This is a genomic window from Klebsiella sp. ME-303, assembly GCF_007910085.1.
In the GTDB taxonomy this organism is placed as follows: Bacteria; Pseudomonadota; Gammaproteobacteria; order Enterobacterales; family Enterobacteriaceae; genus Klebsiella; species Klebsiella michiganensis.
The window spans coordinates 46,314-66,093 of the sequence record NZ_VOJB01000104.1 but is presented as its reverse complement, the minus strand read 5'-3'; the positions used below and the strand labels follow the sequence as shown (position 1 = coordinate 66,093).

At 59.3% G+C, this 19,780-nt stretch carries 19 protein-coding genes; 13 read left to right on the top strand and 6 right to left on the bottom strand.

All coding sequences use genetic code 11. The features are described 5' to 3' along the window. Positions 1-21 precede the first annotated feature (21 nt). Genes FQK12_RS26060 through FQK12_RS26045 form a run of 4 tightly spaced genes read left to right on the top strand, consistent with a single transcriptional unit; the run spans position 22 to position 4,717 of the window. Positions 22-2,571 carry a fimbria/pilus outer membrane usher protein gene (locus tag FQK12_RS26060; protein WP_014230247.1) on the top strand — a complete coding sequence of 850 codons (2,550 nt, stop codon included), beginning with the start codon at positions 22-24 and terminating at the stop codon, positions 2,569-2,571. A 19-nt stretch (positions 2,572-2,590) separates the two neighbouring features. Continuing rightward, positions 2,591-3,631: a fimbrial protein gene (locus tag FQK12_RS26055; protein ID WP_014230246.1), complete on the top strand. Its 1,041-nt coding sequence runs from the start codon at positions 2,591-2,593 to the stop codon at positions 3,629-3,631. A gap of 12 nt (positions 3,632-3,643) precedes the next feature. Further along, on the top strand, positions 3,644-4,153 hold the full coding sequence (locus FQK12_RS26050; RefSeq protein WP_014230245.1) for a fimbrial protein: 510 nt from the start codon (positions 3,644-3,646) through the stop codon (positions 4,151-4,153). 33 nt (positions 4,154-4,186) lie between these two features. Next, entirely contained in the window at positions 4,187-4,717 is a 531-nt protein-coding gene (locus tag FQK12_RS26045) for a tyrosine-type recombinase/integrase (RefSeq protein WP_025106684.1), read from the top strand. Between the two features lie 46 nt (positions 4,718-4,763). Here FQK12_RS26045 and rnz read toward each other — a convergent pair whose 3' ends face one another. Then, a complete protein-coding gene (rnz, locus tag FQK12_RS26040; RefSeq protein WP_014230243.1) occupies positions 4,764-5,684 on the bottom strand; it encodes a ribonuclease Z in 921 nt (306 codons plus the stop codon). Positions 5,685-5,868: 184 nt separating this feature from the next. On the opposite strand from rnz, the gene FQK12_RS26035 reads away from it, so the two are divergent. The 7 genes from FQK12_RS26035 to menE all read left to right on the top strand — a co-directional run bounded on the left by FQK12_RS26035 (position 5,869) and on the right by menE (position 13,451). Further along, positions 5,869-6,330, top strand: coding sequence for a GNAT family N-acetyltransferase (locus FQK12_RS26035; RefSeq protein WP_004852808.1), 462 nt, complete (start codon positions 5,869-5,871; stop codon positions 6,328-6,330). Positions 6,331-6,427: 97 nt separating this feature from the next. Continuing rightward, on the top strand, positions 6,428-7,723 hold the full coding sequence (gene menF, locus FQK12_RS26030) for an isochorismate synthase MenF (RefSeq protein ID WP_038423075.1): 1,296 nt from the start codon (positions 6,428-6,430) through the stop codon (positions 7,721-7,723). A 77-nt stretch (positions 7,724-7,800) separates the two neighbouring features. Next, complete coding sequence (gene menD / locus FQK12_RS26025) at positions 7,801-9,471, top strand: 2-succinyl-5-enolpyruvyl-6-hydroxy-3-cyclohexene-1-carboxylic-acid synthase (RefSeq protein ID WP_014230241.1); 1,671 nt, start codon at positions 7,801-7,803, stop codon at positions 9,469-9,471. Then, the gene (gene menH / locus FQK12_RS26020; protein ID WP_014230240.1) at positions 9,468-10,226 is read left to right on the top strand and encodes a 2-succinyl-6-hydroxy-2,4-cyclohexadiene-1-carboxylate synthase; all 759 of its coding nucleotides are present in this window, start codon (positions 9,468-9,470) and stop codon (positions 10,224-10,226) included. Before menD ends, menH begins: the two co-directional genes overlap by 4 nt. Positions 10,227-10,240: 14 nt before the next feature. Continuing rightward, on the top strand, positions 10,241-11,098 hold the full coding sequence (menB, locus tag FQK12_RS26015) for a 1,4-dihydroxy-2-naphthoyl-CoA synthase (RefSeq protein WP_004123101.1): 858 nt from the start codon (positions 10,241-10,243) through the stop codon (positions 11,096-11,098). Continuing rightward, entirely contained in the window at positions 11,098-12,063 is a 966-nt protein-coding gene (gene menC, locus FQK12_RS26010; protein ID WP_014230239.1) for an o-succinylbenzoate synthase, read from the top strand. Before menB ends, menC begins: the two co-directional genes overlap by 1 nt. After that, a complete protein-coding gene (menE, locus tag FQK12_RS26005) occupies positions 12,060-13,451 on the top strand; it encodes an o-succinylbenzoate--CoA ligase (protein ID WP_014230238.1) in 1,392 nt (463 codons plus the stop codon). The genes menC and menE overlap by 4 nt, the downstream gene beginning before the upstream one ends. Here the strand turns inward: menE and FQK12_RS26000 are convergent. From FQK12_RS26000 to FQK12_RS25985, 4 genes are all read right to left on the bottom strand, one after another. After that, positions 13,428-14,051: a DUF2238 domain-containing protein gene (locus FQK12_RS26000; protein WP_014230237.1), complete on the bottom strand. Its 624-nt coding sequence runs from the start codon at positions 14,049-14,051 to the stop codon at positions 13,428-13,430. The two genes, menE and FQK12_RS26000, sit on opposite strands and share 24 nt — an antisense overlap. Before the next feature lie 105 nt (positions 14,052-14,156). Continuing rightward, positions 14,157-15,677: a tripartite tricarboxylate transporter permease gene (locus FQK12_RS25995; RefSeq protein WP_014230236.1), complete on the bottom strand. Its 1,521-nt coding sequence runs from the start codon at positions 15,675-15,677 to the stop codon at positions 14,157-14,159. 11 nt (positions 15,678-15,688) lie between these two features. Continuing rightward, complete coding sequence (locus FQK12_RS25990) at positions 15,689-16,120, bottom strand: tripartite tricarboxylate transporter TctB family protein (protein WP_014230235.1); 432 nt, start codon at positions 16,118-16,120, stop codon at positions 15,689-15,691. A 15-nt stretch (positions 16,121-16,135) separates the two neighbouring features. Then, the gene (locus tag FQK12_RS25985; RefSeq protein ID WP_171820362.1) at positions 16,136-17,110 is read right to left on the bottom strand and encodes a Bug family tripartite tricarboxylate transporter substrate binding protein; all 975 of its coding nucleotides are present in this window, start codon (positions 17,108-17,110) and stop codon (positions 16,136-16,138) included. Positions 17,111-17,250: 140 nt separating this feature from the next. Here FQK12_RS25985 and tctD point away from each other — a divergent pair, with 140 nt between their 5' ends. Next, positions 17,251-17,925, top strand: a complete 675-nt coding sequence (tctD, locus tag FQK12_RS25980) for a transcriptional regulator TctD (protein ID WP_014230233.1) — start codon at positions 17,251-17,253, stop codon at positions 17,923-17,925. After that, positions 17,912-19,327, top strand: coding sequence for a sensor histidine kinase (locus tag FQK12_RS25975; protein ID WP_014230232.1), 1,416 nt, complete (start codon positions 17,912-17,914; stop codon positions 19,325-19,327). Before tctD ends, FQK12_RS25975 begins: the two co-directional genes overlap by 14 nt. Here FQK12_RS25975 and nudI read toward each other — a convergent pair. Further along, positions 19,319-19,744 (bottom strand): nucleoside triphosphatase NudI, encoded by a 426-nt coding sequence (nudI, locus tag FQK12_RS25970; RefSeq protein ID WP_014230231.1) that lies wholly within the window; start codon positions 19,742-19,744, stop codon positions 19,319-19,321. The two genes, FQK12_RS25975 and nudI, sit on opposite strands and share 9 nt — an antisense overlap. Positions 19,745-19,780 lie beyond the last annotated feature (36 nt).

The window sequence follows — 19,780 nt, the reverse complement described above, 5'->3', positions numbered from 1 at the left end:
GGCCAGGGAGTTCCAGGGAAAATGAAAAATAATCATAATAAATGGCGGCTTAACCGGATAGCCGGCGCTCTGGCCGTTGCGCTGCTACCGCTGTGTGAAGATGTCCTGGCGCGGGAGGTTTTTAACCCGGCCCTGTTGGAAATGGACGGCCCTCATACGGGCGTCAGGGATTTATCCGCTTACGAGCAGGCTGGCGGACAGCTGCCGGGGACCTACCGGGTAGATATTTATCTTAATAACGTTTTTATGGACACCCGCGATGTGGTTTTTCAGCAGAGCAAAGGACCAGGAATAACGGAATTACAGCCTTGCCTGACGGTAGACGATCTGGCCGAATGGGGCGTGCGCGTCTCCCAATTTCCAGAGCTGGGCCGCAGAACGCCCGGCTGCGCGGATATCAGCGTGATACCGCAGGCAAAATCCGATTTTCGCTTCAGCCAGCAGCGCCTGCTATTGAGCTTCCCGCAGGCGGCGGTAGCCAGCGCCGCCCGCGGCTGGGTGGATCCGAAACAGTGGGATGAGGGGGTGCCGGCGATCCTGCTGAATTACTCCTTTAGCGGGGCAAATAACTGGTCACGTCAGAACGATGCGCCGGACAGCGATAACCAATACGTTAACCTGCGCCCCGGTATCAACGTCGGGCCGTGGCGTTTACGTAACTACACGACCTGGTCGCGCAGCAGCAGCGGGGGAGAGTCCAGTAATAGTTGGGACACGGTTTATACCTATGCGCAGCGCAACATCAAATCGATACAGGGGGTGATGACGCTGGGCGATAGCAGCACGGACGCCGACGTTTTTGAGGGCGTTCCCTTCCGCGGGGCGATGCTGGCTTCCGATGACGATATGCTGCCGGAAAGCCTGCGCGGCTACGCGCCCGTCGTTCGCGGGATTGCGCGCACTAATGCTCAGGTCATTATTCGCCAGAACGGCTATGAGATTTACCAGACCTACGTCGCGCCTGGCGCTTTTGAAATTACCGATATGTACCCGACCGGCGGCTCGGGTGATTTAGCCGTCACCATCAAAGAGGCGGACGGCAGCGAGCAGAACCTGATCGTACCTTACGCTTCTCTCCCTGTCCTGCAGCGCGAAGGGCGTCTGAAATATAGCGTGACCTCCGGCGTGTATCGCGCCTATGACAACAGCATTGACGAAACGCCCCTCACGCAGGCGACGGCAATTTACGGCTTGCCCTGGGGGTTAACCCTGTACGGCGGCGGCCAGTTTAGCAGTAAATATCAGTCGGTGGCGCTGGGAATGGGGAAAAACCTCGGTGAACTGGGCGCCGTATCGACCGATATCATCCAGGCCTGGTCGACCCGACAGGATAAAGATAAAGAGAGCGGGCAGTCGGTACGTCTCCGTTACAGCAAAGATCTCCCGGGTCTGGGAACTAACGTAAGCCTGGCAGGCTATCGCTATGCGACCAGCGGTTACTGGGATATGCAGGAAGTGCTGGATACCTATCGGGATGACAACTACACGCCTTCTATTGAACGGCGGCGCAACCGCGGGGAGGTAACGATCAGCCAAAGCCTTGGCGAAGAAATGGGATCGCTGTCGCTGAGCTATATCCGCGAGGACTACTGGAATACCAGCCGCACCATGGAGTCAGTGGGCGTCGGATACAACAACAGCTGGCGCGGCATCAGCTATAGCATGAACTACAGCTATAACCGCAATACTACCGACCAGAACACCGGTAAGCGTAATGACGAAGATCACCTCTTTGCACTGAGCATCAGCGTGCCTTTGGGGGAATGGCTACCGAAGCCGGTTTATGCCAACTACTCCCTGAACAGCAGCAAAAATGGCTCCACCAGCAACAATCTGGGCCTCTCCGGCACCTTGCTGGAGCGTAATAACCTGAGCTGGAGCGTGCAGGAAGGCTACACCAGCCAGGGAAGAGGGGAGAGCGGCAGCGTCAATGCGGACTGGCGTGCAACCTATGCTGAACTTACCGGCGGCTACAGCCATGATAAATACAGCCATCGGCTGAACTACGCCCTGCGCGGCGGAGCGCTGGTACATGAAAACGGCCTGACGCTGGGCCAGCCTTTCGGCGAAACCGTCGCTCTCATCAAGGCGCCCGGCGCCGCCGGCGTCGGCGTGAATAGCCAGACAGGGGTCAGAACCGACTGGCGAGGCTATACCGTAGTGCCTTACGCCTCGCCGTATCGTAAGAATATCCTGACGCTCGATACCACGACGATGCCGGACGATGTCGACCTTGAGTTGGCGACGCAGACGGTCGTACCAACCCGTGGGGCGGTGGTTCGCGCAAATTATGCCACCAGCGTGGGTAACCGGGTACTGATGACGGTACGCCAGGAGAACGGGCAACCCCTGCCTTTCGGAGCCATGGTCAGCGTCCCCGGGGCGGCATCCTCTGAGCAGGCGTTTATCGTTGGCGATGGCGGGCAGGTCTACCTGACCGGACTGGAATCTAACGGCGTACTCAACGTGAAGTGGGGCTCCGGGGCGCAAGAACGCTGCCAGATCCACTATGCGCTGCCGTCAGCAAAAGAACTTACCGGCATTATTGTGGCCCAGGCGCAATGCCGATAATCGAAAGGATGCAGAGACAATGAAACGATTTTCATGGGGAATATTAGCGGGCCTGGCGGTGCTGGCGATCGCGCCGCAGGCGATGGCGGCAACCGGGTGGTGTCAGAATACCGGTAATGGCGGGGCGCCTTTTCAGGATAGCTTTTCATTTATTGAAAGCTTTACTAATCCCTCACAAAATCAGGCCGGAATGGAGTTTCCCCGTTTGTACCGCTGGAGTACCGGGGGAACCTACAAGGCAAAGTGTGATTGTGATAGCGCCAGCGGGGTGACGTATTTTAAAGCCACGGTGCCAGGCCTTACCGCGACGCAAAGCCGCAATGGATTAAATTATTACCAGCTAAATAAATACCTGGAAATTGCCACCGAGTTATTTATTGCCGGGGGTGTTAATAAATATATTCCTACGCCGATTGAGGATAAGAGTAATCAGAATAATCAAGGTTTTGCCTGTAATCCCGGCGGCGCCATTTTTGATACAGGGTCACTGGGATATATTTCGCTTTATTTTACCCGGCCTTTTGTAGGCCAGGTGACGATCCCTCCGACAGTTATCCTGAGTGTCTACGGGACGCGAAAAACCGGCAGCTACAGTGGTATCCCCCTGACGCAAATTTCAATGAGCGGGTCGGTAACGGTTCCACAGTCCTGTGAGATTAATACCGGTAAAGCGATTAATATTGATTTTGAGGATATTGCCGCCAACCATTTTAAAACCGCGGGCCAGATGCCGAAGGACTTCGTTCCGCATGTTGTTAATATGACTGTGGCCTGTACCAATATTTCCGCCGGGGTAAAAATCGCGCTGTCGTTCCAGGGGATGGCGGATACTAACGATAGCACTGCGCTGGCGACCACCAATCGCGACATTGCGGTGCGTATTGAAAATATTACCGGCGTCAAAATACCGGTCATTTCAGGTCTGCTGCCGGTCAATTTTAATTACCCGAGTCAGACCGGGGACACCACTATGAAAATTTATCCGATTAATACCACCGGGAATTTACCCAGCGGCGGAGGCTTTACCGCTACGGCAACCATTCAGGCAGAAATTGAATAGCAGGAGTAGATAATGAAAAAGGCGCTATGGCTGGCATTATTGCTGCCTGTTTTTTCATCCTCGGGCGGGATCCCTTTGAATATTACCGGCAATATTTATTATCTCCCCTGTGACGTCAGTACCGACACGAAGTATCAAGAGGTTAATTTTGGCCCGCTCCTGAATATTGACTTTCAAACGGCCGGCAACGCTTCAGAGTGGAAATCCTTTTACCTGAATGTCGAAAACTGCCCGGCGGGGACAACAAAAGCAACGGTAAAATTTGACGGCGTTATCGACGTTGATGATGCCAGACATTTTGCCAATATGGCCGCCAGCGATGCGGCGCAGAATATCGCACTGCAAATCACCAGTAGCGATCACTCTACTCTTTATAAAAATCAGGACCAGATGAGTATTGCTATCGACGGCAGTACCGGGAAAGGCGTATTCCCGCTGGCTGCCCGTTTATATTCAACCCGGGGTGGAGCAACGGTGGGTAAATTTGAGTCTATTGTACAGCTGACATTTACCTATCAGTAATTTTATAGTCAAATGGATGAAAAGGAATAACGTATGCAGGTAGATACGGAATATCTTAGCGTCAAGGACGTTGAGCGTCTGGTACTTGCTGCACATTATTGTGCGCACCCGGAAAGAAATAGCTGCATGATCCAGATGTGTTTTTTGCACGGTTGTCGGATTAACGAAATTACCGCCTTGACCTTGCGGGATGTCGACCTGTCGCGAAAACGGGTTTATATTCGCCGGGCGCGTCACGGTATCTCTGGGTATCATCCCTTACAACCCAAAGAAATTATCTCATTACAGCGCTGGCTACTGGCCAGAGAGTGTTACCCGGCTCATAACGATTTGCTGTTTATCTCTTCCCGGGGCAATCAGATGACGCGCCAGCGTTTTTATCAAATTATTCGCGAGTGCTGCGAGCTGGCGAAGCTGAAGCAAAATATTCATCCCAGGATGCTGCGCCACGCGTGCGGCTATGAGCTGGGAAAAAAAGGAATTGATGACGACTCGATCCAGGATTACCTGGGCTATCGCAATTTAAAATCTATTCTGCGTTATAACAGCTACGCTGAAGAGTAATGGCTGGCGTATTCGCGGCGTCTCTCTGCCGCGGTACGCCGCTTTTTTATTCTACGCTATACGCCATGAAATCTTCTGCCAGCACGGTAGACGGAAATATCTCTCTGCACTCTGCCAGCAGACGCTGGCAGCCTTCAGCGTCATAGCGAGAGCTAAAGTGGGTGGCGATAAGCGTGCCGACGCCCGCGTCGCGCGCCAGCGCCGCCGTTTGCTGGCTGGTTGAATGCCCGCGGCTGTTCGCTTTTTCCGCCATCGCCTGTTCGAGCGTCACCTCGTGAACCATGACATCCACGCCGCAGGCCAGCTCCCGCGCCGCCTCGCAGGGGGCGGTATCGCCGAAAATAGCCAGCTTCTTACCCGGCGTTGCCGGGCCAAGGTAGCGGCTGCCGTCAATCCGCCTTCCATCTTCCAGCTCAACCGTTAATCCCTGTTTTAAGCGCTGAAATAACGGACCGGGAGGCACGCCTTCGGCGATAAGCTGCGCGGCGTCAAGGGTGCCCGGCTTATCATGCTGTTCGATACGATAGCCGTAGCATTCGACCGGGTGGTTGAGCGGCCAGGCGGTGACCCGGAAGCCGGCTTCATCGAGCACCAGTCCCGGCCCGACTTCGATAATCGTCAGCGGGTAATCGGTCCAGGAACCGCTGAGGCGCAGCGCGGTTTCCACGAACGCTTTAAGTCCTTTCGGTCCGTACAGCGTCAGCGGCAGAGAATTACCCTGCATCGAGCGGCTGCACAGCAGGCCGGGGAGACCGAAGAGATGATCGCCATGTAAATGCGTAATAAAAATCTTATTCAGCTTGCCGGGATGGTAAGGGGTGCGCAGAAACTGATGCTGAGTTCCCTCCCCGCAGTCGAACAGCCACATCTCAGCCATTGTTGGCTGTTGCAAATTCAGCACTATCGACGTCATATTACGCGTACGGGTAGGCACGCCAGCGGATGTCCCCAAAAAGAGTAATTCCATCGTCCAGTGTCCTCAGGGCGTGAGTCAAAAAACAAAGTATACCCGTCATACTTCAAGTTGCATGTGTGTTGGCTGCACTCGTTCACCCCAGTCACTTACTCATGTAAGCTCCAGGGGATTCGCTCGCTGGCCGCCTTCATGCCACTTGAATTATTTAGGGTTAAAATTAATTAAGGAAGCGCAGATGATTACATGGCAGGATCTTCACCACGGTGAACTGACCGTCCCACAGCTCTACGCCGTGCTGAAATTACGCTGTGCGGTGTTCGTTGTCGAACAAACCTGCGCCTATCAGGACGTCGACGGCGACGATCTGGTGGGGGAGAATCGCCATCTTCTCGGCTGGCGCGGCGATGAGCTGGTAGCCTACGCGCGCATTCTCAAGAGCGATGATGAGTTTGAACCGGTGGTGATTGGCCGGGTGATTGTCAGCCAGGCGGTACGCGGCGAGAAGCTGGGCTATCAGCTGATGGAACAGGCGCTGGCCAGCTGCCGGCAACACTGGCCGCAAAAGGCTATCTATCTTGGCGCCCAGGCGCACCTGCAAAAATTCTACGCCAGCTTCGGTTTTGTGCCGGTGACCGAGGTTTACGACGAGGACGGCATCGACCATATCGGCATGGCGTTCGAAATCGCCACCCACTAACCGCCGCGCTAATTAAAAACCGCTCCCTCATCGTGGGTACTGCTATTCCTCAGTAGTACCCCGTATAATGTGGGGTTTTTACTCCGTGGAGGTTTGCGTGCTGTCTGTATCCACCGCGCTGGAAAGCCTGTATCGCTGCCTGGATGAAGCGTTCCCGCCCTTGCCCGGCACGCGAATTTTCGATGTCCCCTTCGCGCTGAATGACGCATTTGATCCCCTTCTGTGGTGCACGCATCAGCCGCAGTGGCCGCAGTTCTACTGGCAGCAGCGCAGCGGCGATGAAGAGCTGGCCGCGCTGGGGGCGGTGCAAATCTTTGCTTCCCTTGAGCAGGCGCACGCTTTTTTGCGCCAGCAGGGGCGTGAAGATTTGCGAATTTGCGGCCTTAACGCCTTTCATCCTCAGCAGGGTCTGTTGATCTTGCCGAGGCTGGAGTGGCGTCGGCTGGGCGGCAGCGCCACGCTACGCCTGGTGTTATATAGCGAGACCTCGCTCCGTGACGATGCCCGTGCGGCACGTGAATTTCTCGATTCGCTGGTGGCGAAACAGGCGCAGGCTACCGCGATGCCCTCTCTGCTGAGCGAACAGCATTTCCCGGCTTATCCGCAGTGGAGAGAGCTGATTGCGCAGGCGACGCAGGCGATAGCGGCGGGGGAGATGGATAAAGTGGTGCTGGCTCGCGCCACCGATTTGCACTTCGCCGCTCCGTTAAACGCCGGAGCGATTATGGCGGCCAGCCGCCGCAGCAACCTTAACTGCTTCCACTTCCTGATGGTCTTTAACGCGCAAGAGGCCTTTATGGGCTCTACGCCGGAACGGCTGTGGCGGCGTCGCGGAGCGCTGCTGCGTACCGAAGCGCTGGCGGGAACCGTTGCCAGTCATGCGGACGATCGCCAGGCGCAGCGTTTGGGTAACTGGCTGATGGCCGACGATAAGAACCAGCGCGAAAATATGCTGGTGGTGGAGGATATCTGTCAGCGGATGCAAGGGGAGACCCGCGCGCTGGAAGTCCTGCCGCCGCAGATTGTCCGTTTGCGGAAAGTACAGCATCTCCGGCGCTGTATTTGGGCCGAGCTGGAGAAGCCTGACGATGCCCGCTGCCTTCATCAGCTCCAGCCCACGGCGGCGGTTGCTGGTTTACCGCGCCGGGTTGCGCTGGATTTTATCACCCGTAATGAGCTTTTTACCCGCGGCTGGTATGCAGGCTCCGCCGGCTATCTGTCGCTGGCGCAAAGCGAATTTTGCGTTTCTCTGCGTTCGGCGAAAATCGAACAGCGTACGCTCAGACTCTACGCCGGTGCGGGGATCGTCAGCGGTTCCGACCCGGAGCAGGAGTGGCAGGAAATTGAAAATAAAGCCGCGGGATTGCGTTCGTTACTGCTGTCAGAAGTATAGAGAAAACGATGCATATCAAAACGGCAACAGTTTGCTTTATCTATACTTAGCCTCAATATTTGATACTGGACAAATTCATGTCTGTAAGCGCATTTAACCGACGCTGGGCGGCGGTGATCCTTGAAGCATTGACGCGCCACGGCGTGCAGCATATCTGCATTGCGCCCGGATCGCGCTCGACACCTTTAACCCTGGCGGCGGCGGAAAACCGCGCATTGATTCACCATACCCACTTTGACGAACGCGGCCTCGGCCATCTGGCGTTAGGGCTGGCGAAAGCCAGCGGTCAGCCGGTGGCGGTGATTGTGACCTCCGGTACCGCGACGGCTAACCTCTATCCGGCGCTGATTGAAGCCGGGCTGACCGGTGAAAAACTCATTTTACTGACCGCCGACCGGCCGCCGGAGCTGATTGACTGCGGCGCGAATCAGGCGATTCGCCAGCCGGGCATGTTTGCTTCGCACCCGTCGCAGACGCTATCCCTGCCGCGTCCGTCGCAGGATATCTCCGCCCGCTGGCTGGTCTCGACCCTCGACCAGGCGCTCGGCGCGCTACACTGCGGCGGCGTTCATATTAACTGCCCGTTTGCCGAACCGCTGTATGGCGATATGGACGACACCGGCGCCGAGTGGCAGCAGCAGCTCGGCGACTGGTGGCAGAGCGACAAGCCCTGGCTGCGTCACTCTCTGCATCTGGAAAGTGAAAAGCAGCGCGACTGGTTTTTCTGGCGGCAGAAACGCGGCGTGGTGGTCGCCGGACGGATGAGCGCGGAAGAGGGCGTCAAGGTGGCCGAGTGGGCGAAAACCCTCGGCTGGCCGCTGATTGGCGATGTGCTCTCGCAAACCGGGCAGCCGCTCCCCTGCGCCGACCTGTGGCTGGGCAACGGCAAGGCGGTCAGTGAACTGGCGCAGGCGCAAATCGTTGTTCAACTGGGCAGCAGCCTGACCAGCAAACGCGTTTTGCAGTGGCAGGCCACCTGCGAACCCGAAGAGTACTGGCTGGTGGATAATTTGCCGGGGCGACTGGATCCCGCCCAGCATCGCGGTCGCCGGCTGGTGTGCGCCATCGACCGCTGGCTTGAACAGCATCCGGCGGAAAAACGACAGCCGTGGCCCACCGTCATTCCCGAGCTTTCGCGCCAGGCATGGCAGGCGGCGGTCGCCAGCAGCGAGGATTTCGGCGAAGCCCAGCTGGCGCAGCGAATCCGGCGCTATCTGCCGGAACAGGGCCAGCTGTTTGTCGGCAACAGCCTGGTGGTGCGCTTAATTGACGCGCTGTCGCAGCTACCGGTAGGTTACCCGGTCTACAGCAATCGCGGGGCCAGCGGAATAGACGGCCTGCTGGCGACGGCGGCCGGGGTACAGCGCGCCAGCGCGCGTCCGACGCTGGCTATCGTCGGCGATCTTTCGGCGCTTTACGATCTCAACTCGCTGGCCCTGCTGCATCAGGCCTCCGCGCCGCTGGTGCTGATTGTCGTCAACAATAACGGCGGGCAGATTTTTTCCCTGCTGCCCACGCCGCAGGAGCAGCGCAGCCAGTTCTATCTGATGCCGCAGAATATCCATTTCGCGCACGCGGCGGCGATGTTCAATCTGACTTACCATCGCCCTGCGGACTGGAATGAGCTGGAGCAGGCGCTGGACGTTGCCTGGCGAGGACCCGGCGCGACGTTGATTGAACTGGCGGTTAATGAAACCGACGGTACGCAAACGCTTCAGCAGCTGCTGGCGCAGGTGAGTCAGCTATGACGCTGCACGCGGTGGCTGAAAGCGGCCTGCCGGGCTATCCCTGGCTGGTCTTTTTGCACGGTTTTGCCGGGGATAGTCATGAGTGGCGCACGGTGGGGCAGGCGTTTGGCGCGTATCCGCGTCTCTATATTGACCTGCCTGGCCACGGCGGATCGGCGCATATCGCCGTAAACCATTTTGCCGATGTCAGCGAGTTGATTAAGAATACGCTTAATAGTTACAACATACTTAAGTACTGGCTGGTGGGATACTCCCTCGGCGGACGGGTGGCGATGTTCTATGTCAGCCAGCCGCGCGAAGGGCTCTGCGGGCTGGTCGTCGAGGGGGGGCATCCGGGCCTGGGGGATGATAACCAGCGTAGGCTGCGCCGGCGCAGCGATGCCGCCTGGGCTGAACGCTTTCGCCGCGAGCCGCTGACCCAGGTCTTTGCCGACTGGTATCAGCAGCCGGTCTTCGCTTCCCTGGACGCAGCGCAGCGGGCGGCGCTGGTTGCGCTACGCAGCCGCAATAACGGCGGAGCGTTGGCGGCGATGCTGCAGGCCAGCTCGCTGGCGGAACAACCCGATCTGCGCGCGTCGTTACGGGCGCGCGATTTCCCTTTTCATTATCTTTGCGGAGAACGCGACGGCAAGTTTCGCGCCATCGCGGGTGAACTCTCCGCCACCGCGCACGTGATTAATCATGCCGGACACAACGCGCATCGGGAAAACCCCGATGCTGTCGTGGCTTGTCTGGCGCAGTTTTTAGCGAGTTAACCGAAGGACACTTTATGATCTCTCTTGATGAAGCCATGCTTTACGCCCCGATTGAATGGCAGGACTGCTCCGAAGGCTACACCGACATTCGTTACCAAAAATCGGCGGACGGGATTGCCAAAATTACTATCAACCGCCCGCAGGTACGCAACGCTTTCCGCCCGCTGACCGTCAAAGAGATGATTCAGGCGCTGGCGGATGCCCGCTATGACGACAATATTGGCGTCATCGTTCTGACCGGTGAAGGCGATAAAGCGTTTTGCGCCGGCGGCGATCAGAAAGTCCGCGGCGACTACGGCGGCTACCAGGATGATTCCGGCGTTCATCACCTCAACGTTCTCGATTTTCAGCGCCAGATCCGCACTTGCCCGAAACCGGTGGTGGCGATGGTGGCGGGGTACTCCATCGGCGGCGGCCACGTCCTGCATATGATGTGCGATCTGACTATCGCGGCGGAAAACGCCATCTTCGGCCAGACCGGCCCGAAAGTCGGCTCTTTCGACGGCGGCTGGGGCGCCTCCTATATGGCGCGCATCGTCGGGCAGAAAAAAGCCCGTGAGATCTGGTTCCTGTGCCGCCAGTACGACGCGCAGCAGGCGCTGGATATGGGGCTGGTGAATACGGTGGTGCCGCTGGCGGACCTGGAAAAAGAGACCGTGCGCTGGTGCCGGGAAATGCTGCAGAACAGCCCGATGGCGCTGCGCTGCCTGAAGGCGGCGCTGAACGCCGACTGCGACGGCCAGGCGGGACTGCAGGAGCTGGCGGGTAACGCCACCATGCTGTTTTACATGACCGAAGAGGGTCAGGAAGGGCGCAACGCTTTCAATCAGAAGCGCCAGCCGGACTTCAGCAAATTTAAACGGAATCCGTAATGCGGCAGGCGCAGGTCTACCGCTGGCAGCTACCGATGGACGCGGGAGTGGTGCTGCGTGAACGGCGGTTAAAAACCCGCGATGGTTTGCTTCTGCGCCTGCGCGACGGCGAGCGCGAAGGCTGGGGGGAAATATCTCCCCTGCCCGGATTCAGCCTGGAAACGCTGGATGAGGCGCAGGCTGCGCTGCTGGCGTGGGCGAGCGCCTGGCGCGATGGCGAAGAGGGCGCGTTGCCAACGCCGCCGTCGGCGGCTTTCGGGGCGAGCTGCGCACTGGCGGAACTGTGCGGCGAGCTGCCGCAGGCGGCGGACTATCGTGCGGCGCCGCTCTGCGCCGGCGATCCGGACGAGCTGTTCGCCAGGCTTTCGCTGATGCCCGGCGAAAAAGTCGCCAAGGTCAAAGTCGGCCTGTATGAGGCGGTGCGCGACGGCATGGTGGTCAACCTGCTGCTGGAGGCGATTCCCGATCTGACGCTACGCCTCGACGCTAATCGCGCCTGGACGCCGCTGAAAGCGCAGCAGTTTGCCAAATACGTGAATCCACACTATCGCAGCCGCATCGCCTTTCTCGAAGAACCCTGTAAAAACCGCGATGATTCGCGCGCTTTTGCCCAACAAACGGGTATCGCTATCGCCTGGGATGAGAGCCTGCGCGAGGCGGACTTTACCTTTTCCGCCGAGCCGGGGCTGCGGGCGGTGGTGATTAAACCGACGTTGACCGGCAGTCTGCAAAAAGTGCGGCAGCAGGTGGCGCAGGCGCATGCCCTGGGGCTGACGGCGGTCATCAGTTCCGCCATTGAGTCGAGCCTTGGCCTGACGCAGCTGGCGCGAATCGCCGCCTGGCTGACCCCGGACACGATCCCCGGTCTGGACACGCTGAGCCTGATGCGTGCCCAGCTGGTGCGCCGTTGGCCGGAAAGCGAGCTGCCGTGTCTGCACGTTGATGAGCTGGAGCCGCTGCTGTGACCTTTAGCGACTGGCCCTGGCGCCACTGGCGGCGGCTGCGAGAAGAGGCTCAGGCGCTGCGCCTGAACGAGCGGCGGCTAAGCTGGCGGGAACTGTGCGCGCAAATTGATGCGCTGGCGGGGGGATTCCACGCCCAGGGCGTTCGCGACGGCGATGGCGTGCTGCTTCGCGCTTACAACCAGCCCGATGCTCTGCTGGCGTGGCTGGCCCTCCTGCAGTGTGGCGCGCGCGTCCTGCCGCTGAATCCGCAGCTGCCTGCTCCTCTGTTGGCGGAACTGCTGCCGTCTCTGGGACTGCGCCACGCGCTGGTGCTAAACGGCGGCGACCTTCCGGTGGCGCTTAATCCATTAGCGTTGCGCGCCGGCGACGGCGTGCACGCGGTCGCCTGGCGAGAAGATCGTATCGCGTCCATGACACCAACCTCGGGGTCGACGGGACTACCGAAAGCGGCGGTGCACGCTTTTCGCGCCCATCTTGCCAGCGCAGAGGGCGTGCTGGCGATGATACCCTTTGCGCCGCAGGACGACTGGCTGCTGTCGCTACCGCTGTTTCACGTTTCCGGCCAGGGGATTCTCTGGCGCTGGTTGTTAGCTGGCGCAGGCCTGACGGTACGCGACAAGCAGCCGCTGGAACAGGCGTTACGCGGCTGTACCCATGCCTCTCTGGTGCCGACCCAGCTCTGGCGCCTGCTCAGCGGCGACGCCGAGGTGTCGTTGAAAGCGGTTCTGCTCGGCGGCGCGGCGATCCCGGTGGCGCTAACCGAGCAGGCCGGTAAGCGCGGTATTCGCTGCTGGTGCGGCTACGGCCTCACCGAGTTTGCCTCCACGGTATGCGCCAAGGAGGCGGACGGCCTGGCGGATGTCGGGCAGCCGCTGCCGGGGCGCGAAGTGCGGATTGTCGATGGTGAAGTGTGGCTGCGGTCGGACAGCATCGCCGCAGGCTACTGGCGCGATGGGCAAATTGTCCCCCTCGCTAATGCCGACGGCTGGTTCGCCACTCGCGATCGGGGCCGGCTGGAGCACGGCAGGCTGACTATCCTCGGACGAGTGGACAACCTCTTTTTTAGCGGCGGAGAAGGTATTCAGCCGGAAGAAGTGGAGCGGGTGATTGGCGCTCATCCGTGGATTACGCAAGTTTTCATCGTGCCGCAGGATGATGCGGAGTTTGGCCAGCGGCCGGTGGCGGTGGTGGAGTGCGGCGAGAATGACGACCCGTCCGCGCTGGCGGGCTGGTGCGCCGATAAGCTGGCGCGGTTTCAGCAGCCGGTGCGCTGGCTGCGGCTGCCTGAATCGCTGAAAACCGGCGGAATTAAAATTTCCCGCCGGGCGCTACGTGACTGGGTCAACCAGCAGGCGATGCCCGACTCAGACGCGCTGGACGGTCAGTAGCTGCTTCGTATGCCAGCGGCCCAGCGCTAAAACGGTGGTCAGCGCGCCGAGCAGGGCGCAAAACATATCCGACTGGGTATCCCAGGGATCGCCCTGGGTGCCGAGAAACTCATCCGCGCCCTGTCCCAGCGCCAGCGCCGCCCACCATTCGATCAGTTCATAGACGGCGCTAATCGCCAGCGCAATACAGCAGACCAGGAAACCGAGCATTTTACGCCCGTGAACGTAGCCGCCGCGCAGCAGAATCTCCCGCGCCGCCAGCGCCGGCACCAGCCCCTGGAAAAAGTGCCCCAGCTTGTCATAGGGGTTACGGCTCAGTCCCAGCCACGCCTGTACGTCAAAGCCGATGGGCACTTTCGCGTAGGTGTACATACCGCCGACCATCAAAATGATGGCATGGAAGAAAATCAGCGTGTAAAGCAGCGGCGTCAGCGGATAGCGCGAGCGCGTGGCCAGCAAAAGCGGAACGATGATAATCACCGGCGTCACTTCCATCAGCCAGGTGAGCTTATCCCCTGCGCTGATACCGGTGTAAACAAGCATCAGGGCCAGCGCCAACGCGGCGAATGTTAACCCCGAACGGGATGCGGCGACGGTCATAACGGATCACCAGAAAGTTAAAACGATAACTATCAGGCAGATGTGGTGGAAATTCAACGTATACCGTCATTGGCGGCGCTGAGCGACCGCCAATGACGTTGAGCATCAGGAAGAGGGCAGGTCGCCCTGCGTATTAAGCTGGCGCTTCCGCCAGTACCGCAGCAGCGGGGGGACAACAATCACCGCGATGGCCAGAAACAGAAGCGTTTTCGTTACGCCGCTTTGCCACAGAATCGCCACGTTGCCGTTGCTGATGGACAGCGCGCGGCGCAGGTTCTGCTCCAGCATCTCTCCCAGCACAAACCCTAAGATCAGCGGCGACATCGGGAAGTGCATCTTACGCATAATGTAGCCCAGCACGCCCAGCCCAACCATCAACAGCAGGTCGAAGGTGGTGCTGTGCACCGCGTAGACGCCGACCGCGGACACGGCGGCGATGGCCGGGGCCAGAAACCATAGCGGAATCGTCAGCATGCGGGTGAACAGGCCGATCAGCGGAATGTTCATAATCAGCAGCATCACGTTGGCGATGAGCAGCGCGGCAATTAACCCCCAGACGATATCCGGCTGTTCGGTAAACATTGCCGGTCCCGGCGTGATGTTGTAGAGGGTGAGGGCGCCCATCATCACCGCGGTAGTCCCGGAGCCGGGAACGCCGAGCGTGAGCATCGGAATAAACGAGCCGCAGGCGGAGGCGTTATTCGCCGCTTCCGGCGCCGCGACGCCGCGAATATCGCCCTTCCCGAAGGTAGCGCTATTGCCGCTGAGCTTTTTCTCGGTCATATAGGTGATGGCGCTGGCAATGGTCGCCCCTGCGCCCGGCAGAATGCCGACAAAGAAACCCACCACCGATGAGCGCAGGGTCGCGCCCACGCACTGGCCCGCCTCTTTGGCGTTAAACAGCATGCGTCCGGTTTTCCGTACCAGCTTCTGTCCGCCGCTGGTGCTCTCCAGCATCAGCAAAATCTCCGAAACCGAAAAGAGACCAATCACCACCACGATAAACTGCACGCCGTCGGAAAGATGAACGCTGTCGAACGTGAAGCGGTACACGCCGGTATTGGCATCAACGCCCACCGTCGCCAGCCCCAAACCGATTAGCGCGGCGAGAAACGACTTCAGCGGATTTTCCGCCATCATGCTGCCAAGGCAGGCGATGGCAAAAATCATCAGGGCGAAATATTCCGCCGGGCCGAACGCCAGCGACCACTGCGCCAGCACCGGGGCGAACAGGATGATCCCGCCGATAGCGATCGTTGAACCAACAAAGGAGCTCACGGCAGAGATCGACAGCGCTACGCCGCCGCGTCCCTGCTGCGCCATCGGATAACCGTCGAGAGCGGTCATAATGGCGGCGGCATCGCCGGGTACGTTAAGCAGGATAGACGAAATGCGCCCGCCGTATTCACAACCAATATAGACCGTAGCCAGCAGGATTAGCGCTGATTCCGCGGGCAGGTGCAGAGCAAAGGCCAGCGGCAGTAAGATCGCGACACCGTTAATCGGGCCCAGACCCGGCAGGAGACCGACGATAGTACCAACAAAGCAGCCAATTAGCGCGATGGTCAGGTTGCCCGGCGTCATGGCAACGGCGAAGCCCTGCGATAAATAAATCCAGATATCCATAACCTTCTCCGTTAACTCAACCAAACGCCGAGCGGCAGGGTGACATCAAGCAGGGCGTCAAAGACGTACCACAGCGCGATGCCCATCGCGACGCCGGCTACCCCGGCGGCGGGCAGGGTGGCGCCAAACAGCAGGCCAAACACGGCGGTCAGCAGCGCGGTGGCCAGAGGAAAACCCAGCCATTCAAAACCCCACGCATAGATCCCCAGCGCAACCACCATGGTTAATAGACGTTGTAAAATCCGGCGCCCGGGCCACGTGATGGCGTCGGGCCGACGCAGAAGCAGCAAGACAGAGCACGCCAGCATCAGGCCGATAATGCCGACCGGGAAAGGGCGTGGGCCGACGGGTTCATAGGCGTATTCGCTGTGAATTTGCCAGGCGATAAACATTCCACCCGCGCAGAGCAGCAGCCACACTCCGGCAAAAATACGATCGCTCATCGCAACCTCCGTAAATTATTTGGCCAGGCCAAAGGATTTCGCCTGCAGGCGATACGCTTCCACCTGTTGTTTAACGTAGGCGTCCAGTTCCTTACCGTTCATATTGAATTCGAACAGGCCGCGCAGCTCGCGCTGCTTTTTGAACGCGTCGGTCTGCTGCAATTTCGTGAACTCATCCACCCACCACTGATAGTCGGCGTCGCTGACTTTCGGACCCACGAAGAAGCCGCGAATAATCGGCCAGACCAGGTCATAGCCCTGCTCTTTGGCGGTGGGGACATCGGCGAGGGCACCCGGCAGCCTTTCGTTAGCGAACACCGCCAGCACGCGGATTTTATTGCCCTGGAGATAAGGCACCATTTCGCTGAGATCGCCGGAGACCGCCTGTACGTGATTGCCCAGCAGCGCGGTGACCGGTTCGCCGCCGCCCTCAAACGCCACGTAGCGCATTTTGTGCGGATCGACGTTGGCTTTTTGCGCCAGCAGCGCTGCTTTCATCCAGTCCTGGCTACCAATGGAGGCGCCGGCGCCGATGACGATACTGGCGGGATTTTTTTCCATCGCCGCCATAAACGACGGCAGGTCTTTCCACGGCGAGTCGGCGCGGACTGCGATCATGCCGTAATCGGTGCCGACGCTGGCCAGCCAGCGCACATCATCCACGCCGTAGCGGCCAAACTTGCCCTGCGCCAGGTTGAGCAGCGAGCCGCCGGAGAAGGCAACTACGGTACCGGGTTCGCCGGGGCGCTGGGCGACGATCGCGTTGTAGGCCACAGCGCCTACGCCGCCGGGCATGTAGGTGACGCGCATCGGTTTTTCGATGGCGCCGGTTTCCATCAGGCTGACCTGGATCAGCTTGCAGGTGAGGTCGAAGCCGCCGCCGGGCTTGGCGGGCGCGATACATTCGGTACGGGAAGGCGCCTCGGCGGCCAGGGCAGAGGCGGTTAAAAGGCATAATGCAATGGCGCCAGCACGGCGCAGGAATGGCATATTCATAAGCTTCCTCAGTCAGATACAGGAGACGTTTTTTTAATTATGTGAACCGGCATGTGGCTATTCGGTTGCGTGATTGTTAAAACAATTACCTTTCATTTCCCTTTCAATGCGGCAGCAACTTTTCAGGATGTGATATGCGTCTCTTACTGGCAGAAGATAACCGTGAGCTGGCTCACTGGCTGGAGAAAGCGCTGGTGCAGGGCGGGTTTGCCGTGGACTGCGTATTGGATGGTCGCGCGGCCGATCATCTGCTGCAAAGCGAAAAATATGCGCTGGCGGTGCTGGATATTGGCATGCCGGGACTGGACGGTCTGGAGGTGGTGCAGCGCCTGCGAAAGCGCGGGCAGACCCTTCCCGTCTTGCTACTCACCGCCCGCAGCGCGGTGGCGGATCGGGTTAAAGGGCTGAACGTCGGCGCCGATGACTATTTGCCGAAGCCTTTTGAGCTTGAAGAGCTGGATGCGAGGCTGCGCGCGCTGCTGCGGCGTAGCGAAGGCCAGGTGCATGAGGTTCAGCAGATCGGCGCGCTGGAATATCGCGATGAAGGCTATTTTTTACTCTGCGGACAAACGCTGTCGTTGACGCCGCGCGAGCAGGCGCTGCTGACGGTGCTGATGTTTCGCCGTACGCGGCCGGTGTCGCGCCAGCAGCTGTTTGAACAGGTTTTCAGCCTGAACGATGACGTCAGCCCGGAAAGCATTGAGCTGTATATCCATCGTCTGCGTAAGAAACTTCAGGAGAGCAACGTGCGTATCGTGACCCTGCGTGGCCTGGGCTACGTGCTGGAGCTCGCTCATGAGGTGGGGTAAACCGCAGTCGTTATTCGCTCAACTGTTGCTGTTTCTCGGCCTGCCGCTGGTTTTGCTATGGGGGCTGTCGGCGTTCAATAGCTACGTCAGCGCTCTGCAGGCGGCAACCCAGGCTTACGATCGCACGCTGCTTTCATCCGCCCGCACGGTGGCGGAACGCCTGGTGGTTCGCCGCGGTAGGCTGGAGGTGAATGTCCCCTGGGTGGTTCTGGACAGCTTCGAGCTGAATATGAACGATCGGCTGTACTATAAGGTGCTCGATCCCGAGAAGCGGGTGATTTCCGGTTTTGACGACCTGCCATCGATGCCGCCATCGACCTCTCGAACCGAGCTCTATCCGGCGCTGGCGTGGTTTTATCATACTGAATATCGCGGTCAGGCCATTCGCGTGGCGCGCCTGCTGCAGCCGGTTAACGAAGGCGGCGTTGTCGGCATGGCGGAAATCTACATCGCCGAAACGCTGCAGTCGCGGCGCTGGCTGGCGGGACAGCTGCTGTTTTCATCATGGATCTCGCAGGGGCTATTAGTGCTGTTGACGCTGGTGCTCACCGGCTGGCTGCTGCGCCGCGTGCTGCGGCCGATGCGCCGGCTTTCGGCGCTCATGGTGCGGCGCGAACCCGGCCTGCTGACGCCGCTGCCGGAGCTGCTGCCGTGGTCGGAAACCCGTCTGCTGATCGTGGCCTTTAACCGCTATATCGACCGGTTACGGGTGATGATCTCCCGCCAGGAGCGCTTTAGCGCCGACGCGTCGCATCAGCTCAAAACGCCTTTAGCGGTGTTGAAAACGCAGGCCTCAGTGGCGCTGGCGAGCGGCGATCCCCGGCTATGGCGAGAGAGCCTGGAGGCGATGAGCGGCACGCTTGACAGTACGATTCTGCTTACCGAACGCCTGCTGCAGCTGGCTACCATCAAACGGAAAGAGCAGGGCGAGCACGCGTTCCCGCCGGTGGACCTGCATGAGATCGTCCACAACAGCTGCTTTTCGCGTCTTCAGCAGGCGCGGAGCAAGGCTATCGATCTCGGCTATGAGGGGGAACCCTCGACGGTGACCATTGCCGGCGATGGTGTGCTGTTGAGCGAGCTGTGCGCGAATCTGCTGGATAACGCGATTCGCTATACGCCGCAGGGCGGTATCGTCACGGTCAGCCTGCATCGTGACGGAGAGGCGGTGCTGCTGGAGGTCGAAGACAGCGGGCCCGGGATCGATGATGCGCAGATTCAGCAGGCGCTCATGCCGTTCCATCGTCTGGAAAACGTGGGTGACAACCCCGGCGCCGGGCTCGGACTGGCGCTGGTCAGCGATATTGCGCGCCTGCACCGCAGCCATCCGCAGCTGCTGCGTAGCGAAACGCTGGGCGGGCTGAAGGTCAGGCTGCGCTTTTTGCGCGCTTGTTCAGAGTAGGCCTTTCAGGGTGAGCGTCCTGCGGGTCGCCGCGTTCAAATCATAGTGGGGAAGATCTTCTGCCTTCACCCAGGCGTAGTCCTGAAACTCCTCGTTGATCGTCACTTCGCGATTGGCGCTGATGCAGTCGAAGATCAGGTAAATCATATAAATCTCTTCCCGGCGGCCATCGGCGTAGGTTTTAACCCGGATATCGTCGCTAAAGGTCCACGGCGTAATCTGGGTCAGCTGCAGTTTTTCGCCCAGCTCCTCGCGAATTTCTCGCCGCAGCGCCTCTTCAATGCGCTCGCCTGGCTCAACGCCGCCGCCGGAGAGCGCCCACTGGCCGGGAAATACGCCGCGATCGTCGGCCATTTTGCACAGCAGATAGTGGCCTTCATGTTGAATGAGCGGGCAGACGATAGTCCTTTGACGCATGATTTCTCCTTACTGATGACAGGGATAAATAACGGG